Here is a 13,749-nt window from a genome sequence, read left to right on the forward strand (position 1 = left end):
CCCGGCCTCGCGCAGGGCGGCCAGGCGCTCCTTGACCAGCCCCTTCGGCCCGACCAGACGGGCGGCGCGGGAGCGGGTGACGCGAGCGAAACCGTCACGATCCCGGCGGCGCCGGTCGCGAGCGTGAGGACGGCGAGCGCCGGGCGCGGCCAGGATCTGCGGGACATCGAACCTCTTCCGGGTGATCGGGAGGAAACGTATCACCCGGTCGGGGTTCAGCTCGCCGACACCAGGTTCGCCAGCCGGTCCAGCGACTCGTCCAGCCGCCGCTCGACGTCGTCGGCGGCGCTGCCGCCGTGGGCGGCCGGCTGGTCGCCGTGGAAGGACAGGTGCAGCGTGGCGTAGCTGGAGCCGCCCTCGGCCGAGGACACCTGCAGCCAGCCGCTGTAGTCGGCGCTGCCGCGGCGGCCCCACTCCAGCCGCAGCTGCTCGCGGCGCGCGCCCAGCACGCCGGGCGCCTCGTACTCGCCTGCCGGGTCGTGCACGTCGACGTCCACGCCCTCGGGCTCGGCCGGGTGGACGGTGATCACGCCGGGCAGCCACTCGTCGAGCCGGTTCACGTCGGCGGCCACGGTGAACACCCGCTCCGCCGGGGCCGGCATGGCGCGTTCGCGTTCGAACTCGGTCATGCCCCGCGGGCTACCCGCCGCGGCCGCGTGTACACCCAGCGGCCGTCCACGCGGGTGAACTCGCTGTCCTCGTGCAGCGAGCCGGGCCCGTCCGGGGTGCGGTAGTGGGCGCGGAACTCGACGGTGCCGTCGGTGTGGAACGGGCTGCCGCCGGTGGTGGCCAGCACGTCCAGCCGCGTCCAGCGCTGGTCCGGGTCGAGCCGGATCGTGGCCGGGCGGGTGTCCGGGTGCCAGCTGGCGAGCAGGTAGCCGACGTCCCCGACGGCGAACGCGCTGAACCGCGAGCGCATCAGCCGTTCGGCGGTCGGCGCCGCGGACTCGCCGCGGTGCAGGGGCGCGCAGCAGTTGTCGTACGTCTCACCGGACCCGCAGGGACACCTCATGCCCCCGATTGTCCGCACCGGCCGCGGCCGCCGGGAAGGCGCCGCCCGGTCGCGGCAACCGCGCTCACCGGCGCGTCGCGCCCGAGCCCGTCACCCTCAGTCCGCTGGAGGCGCGGGCGGCGGCGCAGTCAGCGCCGAACGGCCTGTTCACCGGGCTCGGCGGTTCCTGTCCGAGGCGCTGCTGCTGGCCGCGCTCGGCGGGCTGGTCGCCGCCGTCCTGATCGGCGCGCTGGCCGGCCTGCTCCCGGCGATCCGCGCCGCCCGGATGGCGCCGACGGAGGCCTTGCGATCCATCTGACCTTGACGCCGTCGGCCCGCTCTTGCTATCCCTATATCAGAACTACTGATATAGGGAGCGATGCATGAGCACAGCGGTCGGCAACGGGCGGGTCCGGACGGAGCCGTGGGGCGAGACGGTTCTGGTGGAGTTCGACGAAGGCATCGCCTGGGTCACGCTCAACCGGCCGGACAAGCGCAACGCCATGAACCCCACCCTGAACGACGAGATGGTGCGGGTGCTGGACCACCTGGAGGGCGACGACCGCTGCCGGGTGCTGGTGCTGACCGGCGCGGGCGAGTCGTTCTCCGCGGGCATGGACCTCAAGGAGTACTTCCGCGAGGTCGACGCCACCGGCAGCACCGCCGTGCAGATCAAGGTGCGGCGGGCCAGCGCGGAGTGGCAGTGGAAGCGGCTGGCGAACTGGAGCAAGCCGACGATCGCGATGGTCAACGGCTGGTGCTTCGGCGGCGCGTTCACCCCGCTGGTGGCCTGCGACCTGGCCTTCGCCGACGAGGACGCGCAGTTCGGGCTGTCCGAGGTCAACTGGGGCATCCCGCCGGGCGGCGTGGTCAGCCGGGCGCTGGCAGCGACCGTGCCGCAGCGCGACGCGCTGTACTACATCATGACCGGTGAGCCCTTCGACGGCCGCCGCGCGGCGGAGATGCGCCTGGTCAACGAGGCGCTGCCCGCCGACCGGCTGCGGGAGCGCACCCGCGAGGTGGCGCTGAAGCTCGCGTCGATGAACCAGGTGGTCCTGCACGCGGCCAAGACCGGGTACAAGATCGCCCAGGAGATGCCCTGGGAGCAGGCCGAGGACTACCTCTACGCCAAGCTCGACCAGTCCCAGTTCGCCGACAAGGCGGGCGCCCGCGCCAAGGGGCTGACCCAGTTCCTCGACCAGAAGTCCTACCGGCCCGGCCTGAGCGCCTTCGACCCGGAGAAGTAGTGCGCAACCAGGGTCTGGGCTCCTGGCCGGTGCGCCGCGCCAGGATGAGCCCGCACGCGACAGCCGTCCGGCACGGCGGGACGGCGCTGACCTACGCCGAGCTGTCCCGCCGCGTCGCGCGGCTCGCCAACGGGCTGCGGGCCGCCGGGGTCCGCCCCGGCGACCGGGTGGCCTACCTCGGGCCGAACCACCCGGCCTACCTGGAGACCCTGTTCGCGTGCGGGCAGGCCGGCGCGGTGTTCGTGCCGCTGAACTTCCGGCTGGGCGTCCCGGAACTGGACCACGCGCTGGCCGACTCCGGCGCGTCGGTCCTGATCCACACCCGGGAGCACGCGGAGACGGTCGCGGCGCTCGCCGCCGACCGGCTGCTGCGCGTGCCCGCGGGCGAGCTGGACGTCGCGGACGACGAGCCGCCCGACCTGCCCGTCGGCCTCGACGACGTGTGCCTGCTGATGTACACCTCGGGCAGCACCGGACGCCCCAAGGGCGCGATGCTCACCCACGGCAACCTCACCTGGAACTGCGTCAACGTCCTGGTGGAGACCGACCTGGCGAGCGACGAGCGGGCACTGGTCGCCGCGCCGCTGTTCCACGCCGCCGCGCTCGGCATGGTGTGCCTGCCCACCCTGCTCAAGGGCGGCACGGTGATCCTGCACTCCGCGTTCGACCCCGGCGCCGTGCTGTCCGCGGTGGAACAGGAGCGGGTCACGCTCGTGTTCGGCGTGCCCACGATGTACCAGGCGATCGCCGCGCACCCGCGGTGGCACAGCGCCGACCTGTCCAGCCTGCGGACCCTGCTGTGCGGCGGGGCGCCGGTGCCCGCCGACCTCGCCGGCCGCTACCTCGACCGCGGGCTCGCGTTCGTGCAGGGCTACGGCATGACCGAGGCCGCGCCGGGCGTGCTGGTCCTCGACCGCGCGCACGTCGCGGAGAAGATCGGCTCCGCCGGGGTGCCCTCGTTCTTCACCGACGTGCGGCTGGCCGGCCCGTCCGGCGAGCCGGTGCCGCCGGGGGAGAAGGGCGAGATCGTGGTCAGCGGGCCGAACGTGATGAAGGGCTACTGGGGCAGGCCGGAGGCGACCGCCGAGGTGCTGCGCGACGGGTGGTTCCACTCCGGCGACGTGGCCACCGTGGACGGCGACGGGTACTTCCACGTCGTCGACCGGCTCAAGGACATGATCATCTCCGGCGGGGAGAACATCTACCCGGCCGAGGTGGAGAACGAGCTGTACGGCTACCCGGGTGTGGAGGCGTGCGCCGTGATCGGCGTGCCGGACCCGCGCTGGGGCGAGGTGGGCAAGGCGGTCGTCGTGCCCGCCGACGGGAGCCGCATCGACGGCGACGAGCTGCTGGCCTGGCTGCGCACCCGGCTGGCCGGGTACAAGGTGCCCAAGTCGGTCGAGTTCACCGACCGGCTGCCCACGACCGGCTCCGGCAAGATCCTCAAGGGCGAGGTCCGCCGCCGCTTCGGCTGACCCCCGCATCCGGCGCGGCCTCCTGCTCGGGCGGCCGCGACGGCAGGTGGCGGCTACGCTGGCGGCAGTGGACATCCGGACGAGGAACGCGGTGACCGTGGCCGGGCGGCCGGGCGGGCAGCCGATGGTGTTCGCCCACGGGTTCGGCTGCGACCAGGCCATGTGGCGGCTGGTCACGCCCGCCTTCGAACCGGACTACCAGCTGGTGCTGTTCGACTACGTCGGCGCCGGCGGCTCCGACCTGGGCGCCTGGCGGCCCGAGCGCTACGCCACGCTCGACGGCTACGCCGACGACGTGCTGGAGATCTGCGCCGAGCTGGACCTCGAAGACGTGGTGTTCGTCGGGCACTCGGTCAGCTCGATGATCGGCGTGCTGGCCGCCGCGCGGGAGCCGTCGCGGTTCGCCGGGCTGGTCATGGTGTGCCCATCGCCGTGCTACCTCGACGACGACGGCTACACCGGCGGCTTCACCCGGCCCGACATCGACGAGCTGCTCGACTCGCTGGACAGCAACTACCTGGGCTGGTCGGCGGCGATGGCGCCGGTCATCATGGGCAACCCGGACCGGCCCCACCTCGGCGCCGAGCTGACCAACAGCTTCTGCCGCACCGACCCGCGCATCGCCCGCGAGTTCGCGCACGTCACGTTCCTGTCCGACAACCGGGACGACCTCGCGAAGGTGCAGGTGCCCAGCCTCGTCCTGCAGAGCCGCCACGACGCGATCGCGCCGGTGCCGGTCGGCGAGTACGTGCACGAGCAGCTGCCGGACAGCGAACTGGTCGTGCTGGAGGTCAACGGGCACTGCCCGCACCTGAGCGACCCGGACCTGACCACGGCCGCCATCGGGGCGTTCCTGGCCGGCCGCGGCACGCGGTGACGGAGCCGGAGGTGCTGCCCGGGGCCGCCGCCGACGACCTGTGGGACAACGCGCCCTGCGGATACCTCTCGACCCGGCCCGACGGGACGATCGTGCGGGTCAACGCGACCCTGCTCAACTGGCTCGGTTACGGGGCCGAGGAGCTGGCCGGCCGCCGGTTCAGCGACCTGCTCACCGCGGGCGGGCGGCTCTACCACGAGACGCACTACGCGCCGCTGCTGCGGATGCAGTCCGAGGTGCGGGAGATCGCGCTGGACCTGGTCGCCGCCGACGGCACACGGCTGCCGGTGCTGGTCAACTCGACGCTGCGCGCGGGGCCGGACGGGGTCACCGGCATCCGCACCACGGTGTTCGACGCCCGGGACCGGCGCGCCTACGAGCGCGAGCTGCTGCGCACGCGGGAGGAGGCCGACCGGGAGCGCGAGCGGCTGGCCCGGTTGTCCCGGACGCTCCAGGAGACCCTCCTGCCGCCGGGTTTGCCCGAAGTGCCCGGGTTGCGCGCCGCCGGGTACTACCGGGCGGCGCCGACGGAGATGATCGGCGGCGACTTCTACGACCTGTTCCCGCTGAGCCCGGGACGGTGGGCGTTCTTCATCGGCGACGTGTGCGGCAAGGGCGCCGAGGCGGCCGTGCTCACCTCGCTCGCGCGCTACACGCTGCGGGCGGCCGCGGTGCAGGAGCCCGACCCCGGCTCGGTGCTGCGCACGCTCAACGCGGTGCTGCTGCAGGACTACCGCGCTCCCGAGGGCCGCTTCTGCACCGTCCTGTTCGGACTGATCGAGCCGGACGGCGACGGGTTCCGGGTGGAACTGGCCGCCGGCGGCCACCCGCCCGCGCTGCACATCACGGCGGACGGCGCGGTGCACCCGATGGACACGCCGGGCGGCCGGCTGCTCGGGGTGTTCCCGGACGCGTGCGTGACGACCGCGGGCACCCGCCTCGGGCCGGGCGACGCGTTGTTTCTCTACACCGACGGGCTGATCGAGGCCAGGGACCCACGGGGCGCGCTCGTCGGCGAGGGGCGGCTGGCGAGCGCGGCGTCGGGCTTCGCGGGCCTGGACGCGGACGCGATCGTCGACCGCCTCGGACGGCTGCTCTCGGACCTCGACCAGGGGGTCACCGACGACACCGCCGCGCTGGTGCTCACCGTGCCGCGCTGAGCCCGGATTCCGGGCCATCGAGGCCACTCGTGACACTCCGCTGACCAGGTGAACACTGTTCTAGACGGGTGGTCGCTTCCGGTGTCCGGCCGAACGGCCGCTTGCGCACTGCTCCTGATTGTCTATTGTGGACAGTGTCGGAGAAGTGACGTGGATCGCATCCGGTAAGCGTTTTCCCAGCTCGCGCCCGGTCGGATCGCTTGCCGTGGCGGCGGTTGCGTGCGCACCGGGCGCGAAAACCGTGCCGTGGCAGCGAACCAGGGGAGCGGCGGGCGTCCGGTGACTGACCGTGCGGCCAAGATCACTCCTCCAGCGGTACGTCTCGCTGGAAAGATGACGTTATGTTGGTCGACGGTCTGTCCCCCGCCTAGTCGAGCAGTTGCTCGCCAGACCGTCGGAGTGAGTGTGAACGTCGCCCCTGTGACCCTATTCGACCATGCCCGGAGACAGCTCGGAGAACTCTGCAGGGTGGCAGGCTTTCCCGGCGGCGGCAGCGATGCCGTCGACGTGCTGCGGGAGCTCCTCGGTGCGGCCGGCCGCCGCCCGCTGACCGAGCCGCCGCTGTGGCCTTCCGACGTCGCGGACGACGCGACCCCCGTGGAGTTCTCCGTCGCGTTCGACGAGAGCGGCGACCGCGCGGTGCGGATCCTCGGCGAGACCATAGCGGAAAACCCCGGCCCCGCAGCGAACATCGAAGCGGCGAAGCGCTTTCTCACCCACATGGCGCAACGGTTCGATCTTCGGCTGGACCGGTTCGCCGCGGTCGAGGACCTGTTCCTCGTCGACCGGCCACAGGGGAAGTTCACGCTGTGGTTCTCGGTGATCCTGCGGCCCGGCCGGGCGCCCGCGCTGAAGGTCTACTTCAACCCGCAGGTGCGCGGGCAGGGCGCGGCGCCCGGGCTCGTCGCCGAAGGCCTGCGGCGCCTCGGGTTGAGCGACGCGTACGACACGGTCGCCGAGCACGCGCTGCGGCGTGGCGCCGCCGACCAGTTCTCGTTCTTCGCGCTCGATCTCGACGACGGGCCGCTGTCCCGGGTCAAGCTGTACATCTCGCACGACTCGGCGGACTCGGCCACGGTGGAACGAGCGGCCGGAGCCGTGGAGGGCGTGGACCCGTTGGCGGTGCGCGATTTCCTGGCGACCGCGGGCGGCGGCCCCGGCCCGTACGCCGGACGGCCGTTGATCTCCAGTTACTCCTTCGTGGAGGCAGGCGCGGGCCGTCCCGGCAACTACAGCCTCTACCTGCCGATCCGCGACTACGTCCCGGACGACGCCGTGGCGCGTGAGCACGTGCTCGCCCACTTCGCGCGGTCCGGGTTGCCGTCCGCGGAGCTGGACCGGGCGATCGCCGCGGTGACGAGCCGCCCCGCGGGCGCCGGTGTGGGCCTCATCGCGCACGTTTCCCTGCGTCTCGGCCGGTTCGGGTCGGGGACGACGGTATATCTTTCGTCCGAGGCCTACGCCGTGCAGGCGCCGCGCGGGCGCGTCAGCGCCTCGGCCACGTTCTGATCTGGGAGGAAGAAGCCAGCATGAAGTCGTTCCCGCCGTACCGGGTCCAGGTTGTCAAGGCGATACCGATCACGACCCGGGAGGAGCGGGAGGAAGCGCTCGCCCGCGCCGGCTACAACATGTTCGATCTGCCCGCGAACATGGTGACGATCGACCTGCTGACCGACTCCGGCACGGGCGCGGTGTCCGCCGCGCAGGAGGCCGGCGCCGCGGCGGCCGACCGTTCCTACGCCGGTTCGGACTCGTGGTTCCGGTTCAAGTCGGCGCTGGAGGACCTGACGTCGTTCCCGCACCTGTTCCCGGTGCACCAGGGCCGGGCGGCGGAGCGGATCCTGTTCTCCACCGCGTTGAAGCCGGGGCAGATCTCGCTGTCCAACACGCACTTCGACACCACGCGGGCGAACGTGGAGCTGGCCGGCGCTGAAGCGCGGGATCTGCCGTGCCCGGAAGCGGCCGACCTGGACAGCCGGGATCCGTTCAAGGGCGACATCGACCTCGGTGCGCTCGAGGAGACGCTGTCCGGTCCGGACGGTTCGCGGGTCGGGCAGGTGCTGATCACGATCACCAACAACGGCGGCGGCGGGCAGCCGGTGTCGATGGCGAACCTGAAGGCCGTGCGCGCGTTGTGCGACCGGTTCGGGGTCCCGTTCTTCCTCGACGCGGCGCGGTTCGCGGAGAACTCGTGGCTGATCACCCAGCGCGAGGACGGTTACGCGGGCAAGACGCCGAAGGAGGTCGCGCAGGAGACGTTCGCGCTCGCCGACGGTTTCGTCGCCAGCCTGAAGAAGGACGCGATCTCGCCGATGGGCGCGGCGATCGGCGTGCGGGACGAGCAGCTGGCCAAGCAGTGCGAGGCGATTCTCATCGCCACCGAGGGTTTCCGCACGTACGGCGGCCTGGGCGGGCACGACCTGGAGCGCGTCGCGCAGGGCCTGCAGGAGGTCGTGGACCCGGACTACCTGCGCAACCGGGCCGAGGAGACCGCGCACTTCGCGCGGCTGATCAACGAGGCCGGTGTGGACATCGTCCAGCCGGCGGGGGTGCACGGCCTGTACCTGAACGCCGGGCGGTTGCTGCAGCACATTCCGCCGCACGGCTTCCCCGGGCACGCGCTGGCGTGCGAACTGTACCTGGCGGGCGGCATCCGGTGCGCCGAACTGGGTTCGCTGTACCTGGGCACCTTCGACGACGAGCACAACCTGATCACCCCGGCACCGTTCGAGCTGGTGCGACTGGCCATTCCGCGGCGGACGTACACGCTGGCGCACCTGGAGTACGTGGCCGACGTGCTGGCGTCGATCGCGAAGAACCCCGAGTCGGTGCCGGAGTACCGGGTCACGCACGCGCCGCAGCTGTTGCGGCACTTCAACCTGAAGCTTCGGCAGGTGCCCCGGGCGGTTTCCTAGGCGCGCGCACGCGGCTTCCTGTCCGCAGGCCGGCAACGGAAGCCAACCACCCCCACGAGCCACCCCCCCTCCCGCAACCCGATCCCCAGCCAAATCGGTTGCCGAGCAGTCGGGTCAAGGTACTCTTTCCCGCCTTGACGCGACTTCTCGGCAACCGAACACTGAGAGATCGGGTTCGGGAGGGGCTTCTCTTCATCCGGGCGTAGCGAAGCGAAGCCGGTGCAGTAGATACCCGCGTGGCGCCCAAAAAAGGCCACCCCGTCACCGAAGAACGGGGTGGCCTTTCCTTGTCCCGGGCCGGAGAACCTCAGGCGCGAGCCAGCTCCGACTCGGCGGGCAGGCGGCTCATCGCGTAGCGCACCAACCGGATCAGCGCCAGCTTCGACGACTCCCGCGAACGGGCGTCGAAGAACATCACCGGCACTCCGGGCGCGATGGCGAGCGCCTTGCGGATCTCGTCCTCTTCGTACTCGTCCGAGTCCTCGAAGCAGTTGACCGCCACGATGAACGGGATCTTGCGCCGCTCGAAGAAGTCGATCGCCGCGAAGCTGGAGTCCAGCCGTCGCGTGTCGACCAGCACCACGGTGCCGATGGCGCCCAGTGCGAGCTCGTCCCACATGAACCAGAACCGGTCCTGCCCGGGCGTGCCGAACAGGTACAGCACCGTCTGCGGGGAGATGGTGATGCGGCCGAAGTCCAGCGCCACCGTGGTCGTCGTCTTGCGTTCCACACCGGTCAGGTCGTCGACGCCCGTGCTGGCCTCCGTCATCACCTCCTCGGTGGACAGCGGGACGATCTCGCTCACCGACGCGACCATGGTGGTCTTGCCGGCGCCGAAGCCGCCCGCGATGACGATCTTGACGGGCGTCGGGATGACGCCCCCTTCTTCAGAGCTTGTTGAGGCCATCGAGCACCGCCTGGAGTAGTTCGCGATCGGGGGCCTTGGCAGGCTGCGACGGCGAACGGACGATCACGGCGCCCCGTTCGATCAGATCGCTGCACAACACCTTGACCACGGCGAGGGGGACCTTGACGTACACGGCAATTTCAGCGACGGACAGCGGCCGCTGGCACAACTCGAGGATCGTCAGGTGCTCCGGGGTCAACCCGATCGGGTCGTGGTTGCCCCGGATGGCCATGACCTGCGTCGCCACGTCGAGCTTGATGTCGACGGACGGGATCCTGCCCCGAGTGATGGCGTACGGCCGGATCAGCGGCCCGGCCGCTTCGTCGTACCACTGGTCGTCCGCCATCAGTTGTGCTCCGGAACGAACCTCGCGGCATCCCGGGGAGCCGACGTCATGTAGTCACCGACGCGCTTGACGAGGCGGCTCATCTCGTAGGCGATCATCTCGACGTCGACCGTCTCCTCGGCGAGGATCGCCAGGCACGCGCCCTGACCCGCCGCGCAGACGAACAGGTAGCCCTCGGCCATTTCGATGAGGGTCTGCAGCACCGGCCCGCGCTGGAAGTGCTTGCTGGCGCCCTTGGCGAGGCTCTGCAGGCTGGACGCGATCGCCGACAGCTGGTCGGAGTCGTCCTTCGACAGGTTCGCGGACTTGCCCATGAGCAGCCCGTCGGCAGAGAGGACCACGGCGTGCTGCGCCCCGACGACGCGGTCGACCATGTCGTCGAGCAGCCAGTTCAGGTCGACCTTGGAGTTCTCGTTCTCGTTCATCGATGAGGTTCGACTTCCCTCTCAGTCAATGGTGGCCCGGGGGTCTTCCGGTGCGTCTGCGTCGCGCCCGCGGCGGGTTCCCTTGTGGAACGCCGAGAGCGTGTTGCGGGTCCGACCGGAGAACTCGTGGTAATCGGTGGCGTCCGACTCCGGGTCGTCACGGAGCTGGGCGACGAGGTTCTGCTGCGGCTCGCGCTGCGGCAGCGGCGCCCGGGCCCGCTTGGGGCGCGGCGAGGGCGTCGGCGCCGGCGCGGGCTCCGGCTCGAACACCGAGATCGTCCGCACACCGCTGGTCTCGCTCGCCGTCTCCGGTTCCGGTTCCGCGTGCCGTCCCGAGGGGAGCTCCGCCGGGACCCGCCGAGCGGGCTCGGCGGCGCCGTTGTTCTCGTGTCGTCCCATACCGTTCGTCCCGGCCGGACGGCCGGTCTCCTCCTGCTCGTGCGAGTCGGTCCCGGTGGTGGCCGGGGCGCCGCGGAACTCCGGATCGGCGTTCTCGGCGACCTGGTCCCCGTTGGCGAGCAGTGCCGACGGGATCAGGATCGTGGCGCGGGTGCCACCGTAGCGCGAGGAGTCGAACATGACCTTCAGGCCGAGCCGGGCCGCCAGCCGCGCGACCACGAAAAGGCCCAGGCTGGAGTCGGCTTTCAGGGCCATCGCGTCGAACTCGGGCGGTTCCGACATCATCCGGTTGGCCCATTCCCGGACGTCGTCCTTCATGCCGAGACCCTGGTCGGCCACGTCCACCACGACGCCGCGCGCGACGAGGGTGGAGGTCATGTGGACCTGCGACCCGGGCGGGGAGAAGGTGGTGGCGTTGTCGACCAGCTCCGCGACCAGGTGGATGGTGTCGGCGACCGCCGACCCGATGATCGCGACCTGCGGGACGTTCTCCACCTCGACCCGCGAGTAGTGCTCGGTCTCCGACACCGCGGCGCGCAGCACGTCCATCAGCCACACCGGCTTGCGCCAGCGGCGGCCCGGCTGCTTGCCGCCGAGGATGATCAGGTTCTCGGTGGTGCGGCGGGCGCGGGTGGCCAGGTGGTCGAGCTGGAACAGGCCCTTGAGCTGCTCCGGGTTCTCCTCGCGGCTCTCCATCCGGTCCAGGATCTGCAGCTGGCGGTGCACCAGGCCCTGGTTGCGGTGGGCGATGCCGAGGAACACGTTGTTGACACCGCTGCGGGCCTTGGCCTCACTGGCCGCGGCCTGCACGGCGGTCAGCTGCGCGATGTTGAACGCCTCGGCCACCTGGCCGATCTCGTCCTTGCCGTGGTCAAGGCGGGGCAGCTCGGCGGTGACGTCCACCGACTCGCCCTCCTTGAGCCGGTTCACGATGCTCGGCAGGCGGGTGCGGGCCAGCTCCAGCGAGTCGTTGCGCAGGCGCTCCAGGCGCGTCATCAGGGTCCGGTCGACCAGCGTGCGGGACACCCGGACGGCGACCCAGATCGACGCGATCGCCGCGAGCAGGGCGACGACACTGCCGATGATCACGGTCCACAGGTTGACGTTGCCCTTGTCCAGCGCGGCGCCGGAGGCCAGCTCCGACTGCTCGACGGTCAGGCCGATCAGCTGGCCCGACACCTCGGTGGTGAGGTCGCGCCAGTCGTTCTCCCGCACGGTCAGCCCGCCGACGTTCTCGCGGAAGACGCCCGGGCCGTGCGTGATGATCGAGTTCTCCGCGGCGGTGAGGCGCTGCCACTGCTCGCCCGAGGTCAGGTCGCGGTAGCGCTGCCCCGCCTCGGGGGCCATGTAGCTCGCGATCTTCGCCAGCTGGTTGCGGTAGCTGCCGACGAGCTGGGCGAACTGCAGGTGGTCGGCCGGGGCGAACTGGCCGGAGGCGAACGCGCTGGAGGCCAGCGACGCGGCCCGCGACATCTGGTCCGAGGCGCGGAAGATGTCCACCGAGGTCATACCGCCCTGGGTCGACTCGGCGTCGGGCACCAGGCGGGCCTGCGAGTCGAACAGGTCGGTCGAGACGTCCAGCAGGCGGTTGTAGAAGTCGTTGACCTGCTCCTTGGAGATCGTGCGCAGGTTGATCTCCGCGCGGATCACCGGAAGCTGGTCGAGGCTCGCCTCCATCTGGTTCATCCGCTGCCCGATCTCGTCCGGCACGAGGCTCTTCACCTCGGTGAGGGCGGACCGGAGGCTGGTCAGCGACCTGTCGATGGACTGCTGCTGCGCCTGCAGGTCACGCAGGCCGACCTGGGGGCGTTCCAGGTAGACCAGCGACAGCTGGCGTTCCTGCTGGACGGCGCCGAGCGCGGTGACGGCGGGGATCGACACGTCCTGCACGGAGGAGGCCACCGTGCGCACGTAGATCGCGTCCACCAGGAAGTACCCGGAACCCGCGATCCACATCACCAGGAGCGCGATACTCGGGATCAGGACGGTTCCCGTCAGGCGCTTTCTGATCGACTTGTGGTGGCCTTCGCCTGACTTGTCATCTGTGTTTTTCACGACGCTCCACGAAATCCTGGGGACCGGGACGAAGACGGCGACGTCACGACAGAGTCGTATGCAACCACCCCTGTCAAGCGGGGGTTGTCGACAAGTGCCCTCCCGGCGGCTCGGGAGTTCTTCTCACTCTGAGTCACAGTCGCCGATCACTCGATAGATGCTCTGGTCGAGGTGAAATCATGTCGTACGGCGATCACTCCCGAGCCGCGACCCCCCGGTTACTGTGCGCAAACACCGTTGTGGCCGGTTGCGGCGACGCGCCGGCCCCCGAAAGCGCTTTCCTCCATGCGGGGGAGGTGCCCGGCGGTATCCTCACCCGTTCCGGAGAAAGGCGTGGGTGTGCGTCCTGATCGCAAGAAGCAGCTCGTCGACGCCGCCGAGCGGCTGCTGATCACCGAAGGGGCGGCGGCGGTGACGACGCGCCGGCTGGCCGCCGAGGCCGGGCTGAACCAGGCGCTGGTGCACTACCACTTCGGCTCGATGGCCGACGTGCTCGTGGCGGTGCTGGACCGGGTGGGCGACCAGTACGCGGCGGGGGTCGCGGCCGCGTTCGCGGGGGAGGAGCCGCTGGTGGCCCGCTGGCGGCGGCACCGGGACCTGCTGATCGGGGACGCGCGGGCGCGGGGGTGGCCCAAGATCTGGCTCGAGCTGTGCACGCTGGCTCTGAACCAGCCCGTCTTGCGGGAGCGGCTGGCGCCCCGGCTGGACGCGTTGAGGTCGACCTTCGCGGACGCCGTGCGCGGCGAGGCCGCCCGCCGGGGAGTGCCGCTGAGCGAGGACGAGGTGTGCGCGGTGGCGACCCTGTGGGGCGCCGCGGTCGAGGGGCTGTTCGTGGAGCAGCTCCTCGGCTACGAGCGGGGGCACCGGGAGCTGCTGGCCTTCCTGGAAGCCCGGCTGACCGCGGTTTTCGGCGGCGCTGGGGAGTGACGCTCCACTGCCGGCCCACCGCCGG

Annotated in this window: 15 protein-coding genes; 8 read left to right on the plus strand and 7 right to left on the minus strand. The window is 71.2% G+C overall.

All coding sequences use genetic code 11. The features are described from left to right. From ABZ193_RS40930 to ABZ193_RS40940, 3 genes are all read right to left on the minus strand, one after another. Positions 1-204: hypothetical protein (locus tag ABZ193_RS40930; RefSeq protein ID WP_354714131.1), on the minus strand; the 204-nt coding region annotated here is incomplete at its 3' end. An 11-nt stretch (positions 205-215) separates the two neighbouring features. Continuing rightward, positions 216-629 (minus strand): SRPBCC family protein, encoded by a 414-nt coding sequence (locus ABZ193_RS40935; RefSeq protein WP_020422607.1) that lies wholly within the window; start codon positions 627-629, stop codon positions 216-218. Next, a complete protein-coding gene (locus ABZ193_RS40940; RefSeq protein WP_020422606.1) occupies positions 626-1,012 on the minus strand; it encodes a YchJ family metal-binding protein in 387 nt (128 codons plus the stop codon). The genes ABZ193_RS40935 and ABZ193_RS40940 overlap by 4 nt, the downstream gene beginning before the upstream one ends. Here ABZ193_RS40940 and ABZ193_RS40945 point away from each other — a divergent pair. From ABZ193_RS40945 to ABZ193_RS40975, 7 genes are all read left to right on the plus strand, one after another. Next, positions 1,011-1,310, plus strand: coding sequence for an ABC transporter permease (locus tag ABZ193_RS40945; RefSeq protein ID WP_354714134.1), 300 nt, complete (start codon positions 1,011-1,013; stop codon positions 1,308-1,310). The genes ABZ193_RS40940 and ABZ193_RS40945 overlap by 2 nt on opposite strands. 64 nt (positions 1,311-1,374) lie before the next feature. Further along, entirely contained in the window at positions 1,375-2,238 is an 864-nt protein-coding gene (locus tag ABZ193_RS40950; RefSeq protein WP_027935341.1) for a p-hydroxycinnamoyl CoA hydratase/lyase, read from the plus strand. Further along, on the plus strand, positions 2,238-3,713 hold the full coding sequence (locus tag ABZ193_RS40955; RefSeq protein ID WP_354714136.1) for a long-chain fatty acid--CoA ligase: 1,476 nt from the start codon (positions 2,238-2,240) through the stop codon (positions 3,711-3,713). Before ABZ193_RS40950 ends, ABZ193_RS40955 begins: the two co-directional genes overlap by 1 nt. A gap of 67 nt (positions 3,714-3,780) precedes the next feature. Then, entirely contained in the window at positions 3,781-4,590 is an 810-nt protein-coding gene (locus tag ABZ193_RS40960; protein ID WP_354714138.1) for an alpha/beta hydrolase, read from the plus strand. Between the two features lie 11 nt (positions 4,591-4,601). Next, positions 4,602-5,750, plus strand: a complete 1,149-nt coding sequence (locus ABZ193_RS40965) for a SpoIIE family protein phosphatase (RefSeq protein WP_354714140.1) — start codon at positions 4,602-4,604, stop codon at positions 5,748-5,750. Between the two features lie 468 nt (positions 5,751-6,218). Next, the gene (locus ABZ193_RS40970; RefSeq protein ID WP_354714142.1) at positions 6,219-7,259 is read left to right on the plus strand and encodes a tryptophan dimethylallyltransferase family protein; all 1,041 of its coding nucleotides are present in this window, start codon (positions 6,219-6,221) and stop codon (positions 7,257-7,259) included. Between the two features lie 20 nt (positions 7,260-7,279). After that, positions 7,280-8,665, plus strand: a complete 1,386-nt coding sequence (locus ABZ193_RS40975; RefSeq protein WP_354714144.1) for a tryptophanase — start codon at positions 7,280-7,282, stop codon at positions 8,663-8,665. Between the two features lie 307 nt (positions 8,666-8,972). On the opposite strand, the gene ABZ193_RS40980 is transcribed toward ABZ193_RS40975, so the two are convergent. The 4 genes from ABZ193_RS40980 to ABZ193_RS40995 are packed head-to-tail and all read right to left on the minus strand — an operon-like array spanning position 8,973 to position 12,698. Then, complete coding sequence (locus ABZ193_RS40980; RefSeq protein WP_237339754.1) at positions 8,973-9,572, minus strand: ATP/GTP-binding protein; 600 nt, start codon at positions 9,570-9,572, stop codon at positions 8,973-8,975. Next, positions 9,553-9,918, minus strand: coding sequence for a DUF742 domain-containing protein (locus tag ABZ193_RS40985; RefSeq protein WP_017983332.1), 366 nt, complete (start codon positions 9,916-9,918; stop codon positions 9,553-9,555). The genes ABZ193_RS40980 and ABZ193_RS40985 overlap by 20 nt, the downstream gene beginning before the upstream one ends. Next, the gene (locus ABZ193_RS40990) at positions 9,918-10,343 is read right to left on the minus strand and encodes a roadblock/LC7 domain-containing protein (RefSeq protein ID WP_017983331.1); all 426 of its coding nucleotides are present in this window, start codon (positions 10,341-10,343) and stop codon (positions 9,918-9,920) included. Before ABZ193_RS40990 ends, ABZ193_RS40985 begins: the two co-directional genes overlap by 1 nt. Positions 10,344-10,364: 21 nt before the next feature. Further along, positions 10,365-12,698 carry a nitrate- and nitrite sensing domain-containing protein gene (locus tag ABZ193_RS40995; RefSeq protein WP_354714148.1) on the minus strand — a complete coding sequence of 778 codons (2,334 nt, stop codon included), beginning with the start codon at positions 12,696-12,698 and terminating at the stop codon, positions 10,365-10,367. 438 nt (positions 12,699-13,136) lie between these two features. On the opposite strand from ABZ193_RS40995, the gene ABZ193_RS41000 reads away from it, so the two are divergent. Further along, on the plus strand, positions 13,137-13,724 hold the full coding sequence (locus ABZ193_RS41000; protein WP_354714146.1) for a TetR/AcrR family transcriptional regulator: 588 nt from the start codon (positions 13,137-13,139) through the stop codon (positions 13,722-13,724). The last annotated feature ends 25 nt before the right edge of the window (positions 13,725-13,749 follow it).

Origin of the sequence: Amycolatopsis sp. NPDC006125, assembly GCF_040614195.1 — a bacterium.
Taxonomy (GTDB): Bacteria; Actinomycetota; Actinomycetes; order Mycobacteriales; family Pseudonocardiaceae; genus Amycolatopsis_E; species Amycolatopsis_E tucumanensis.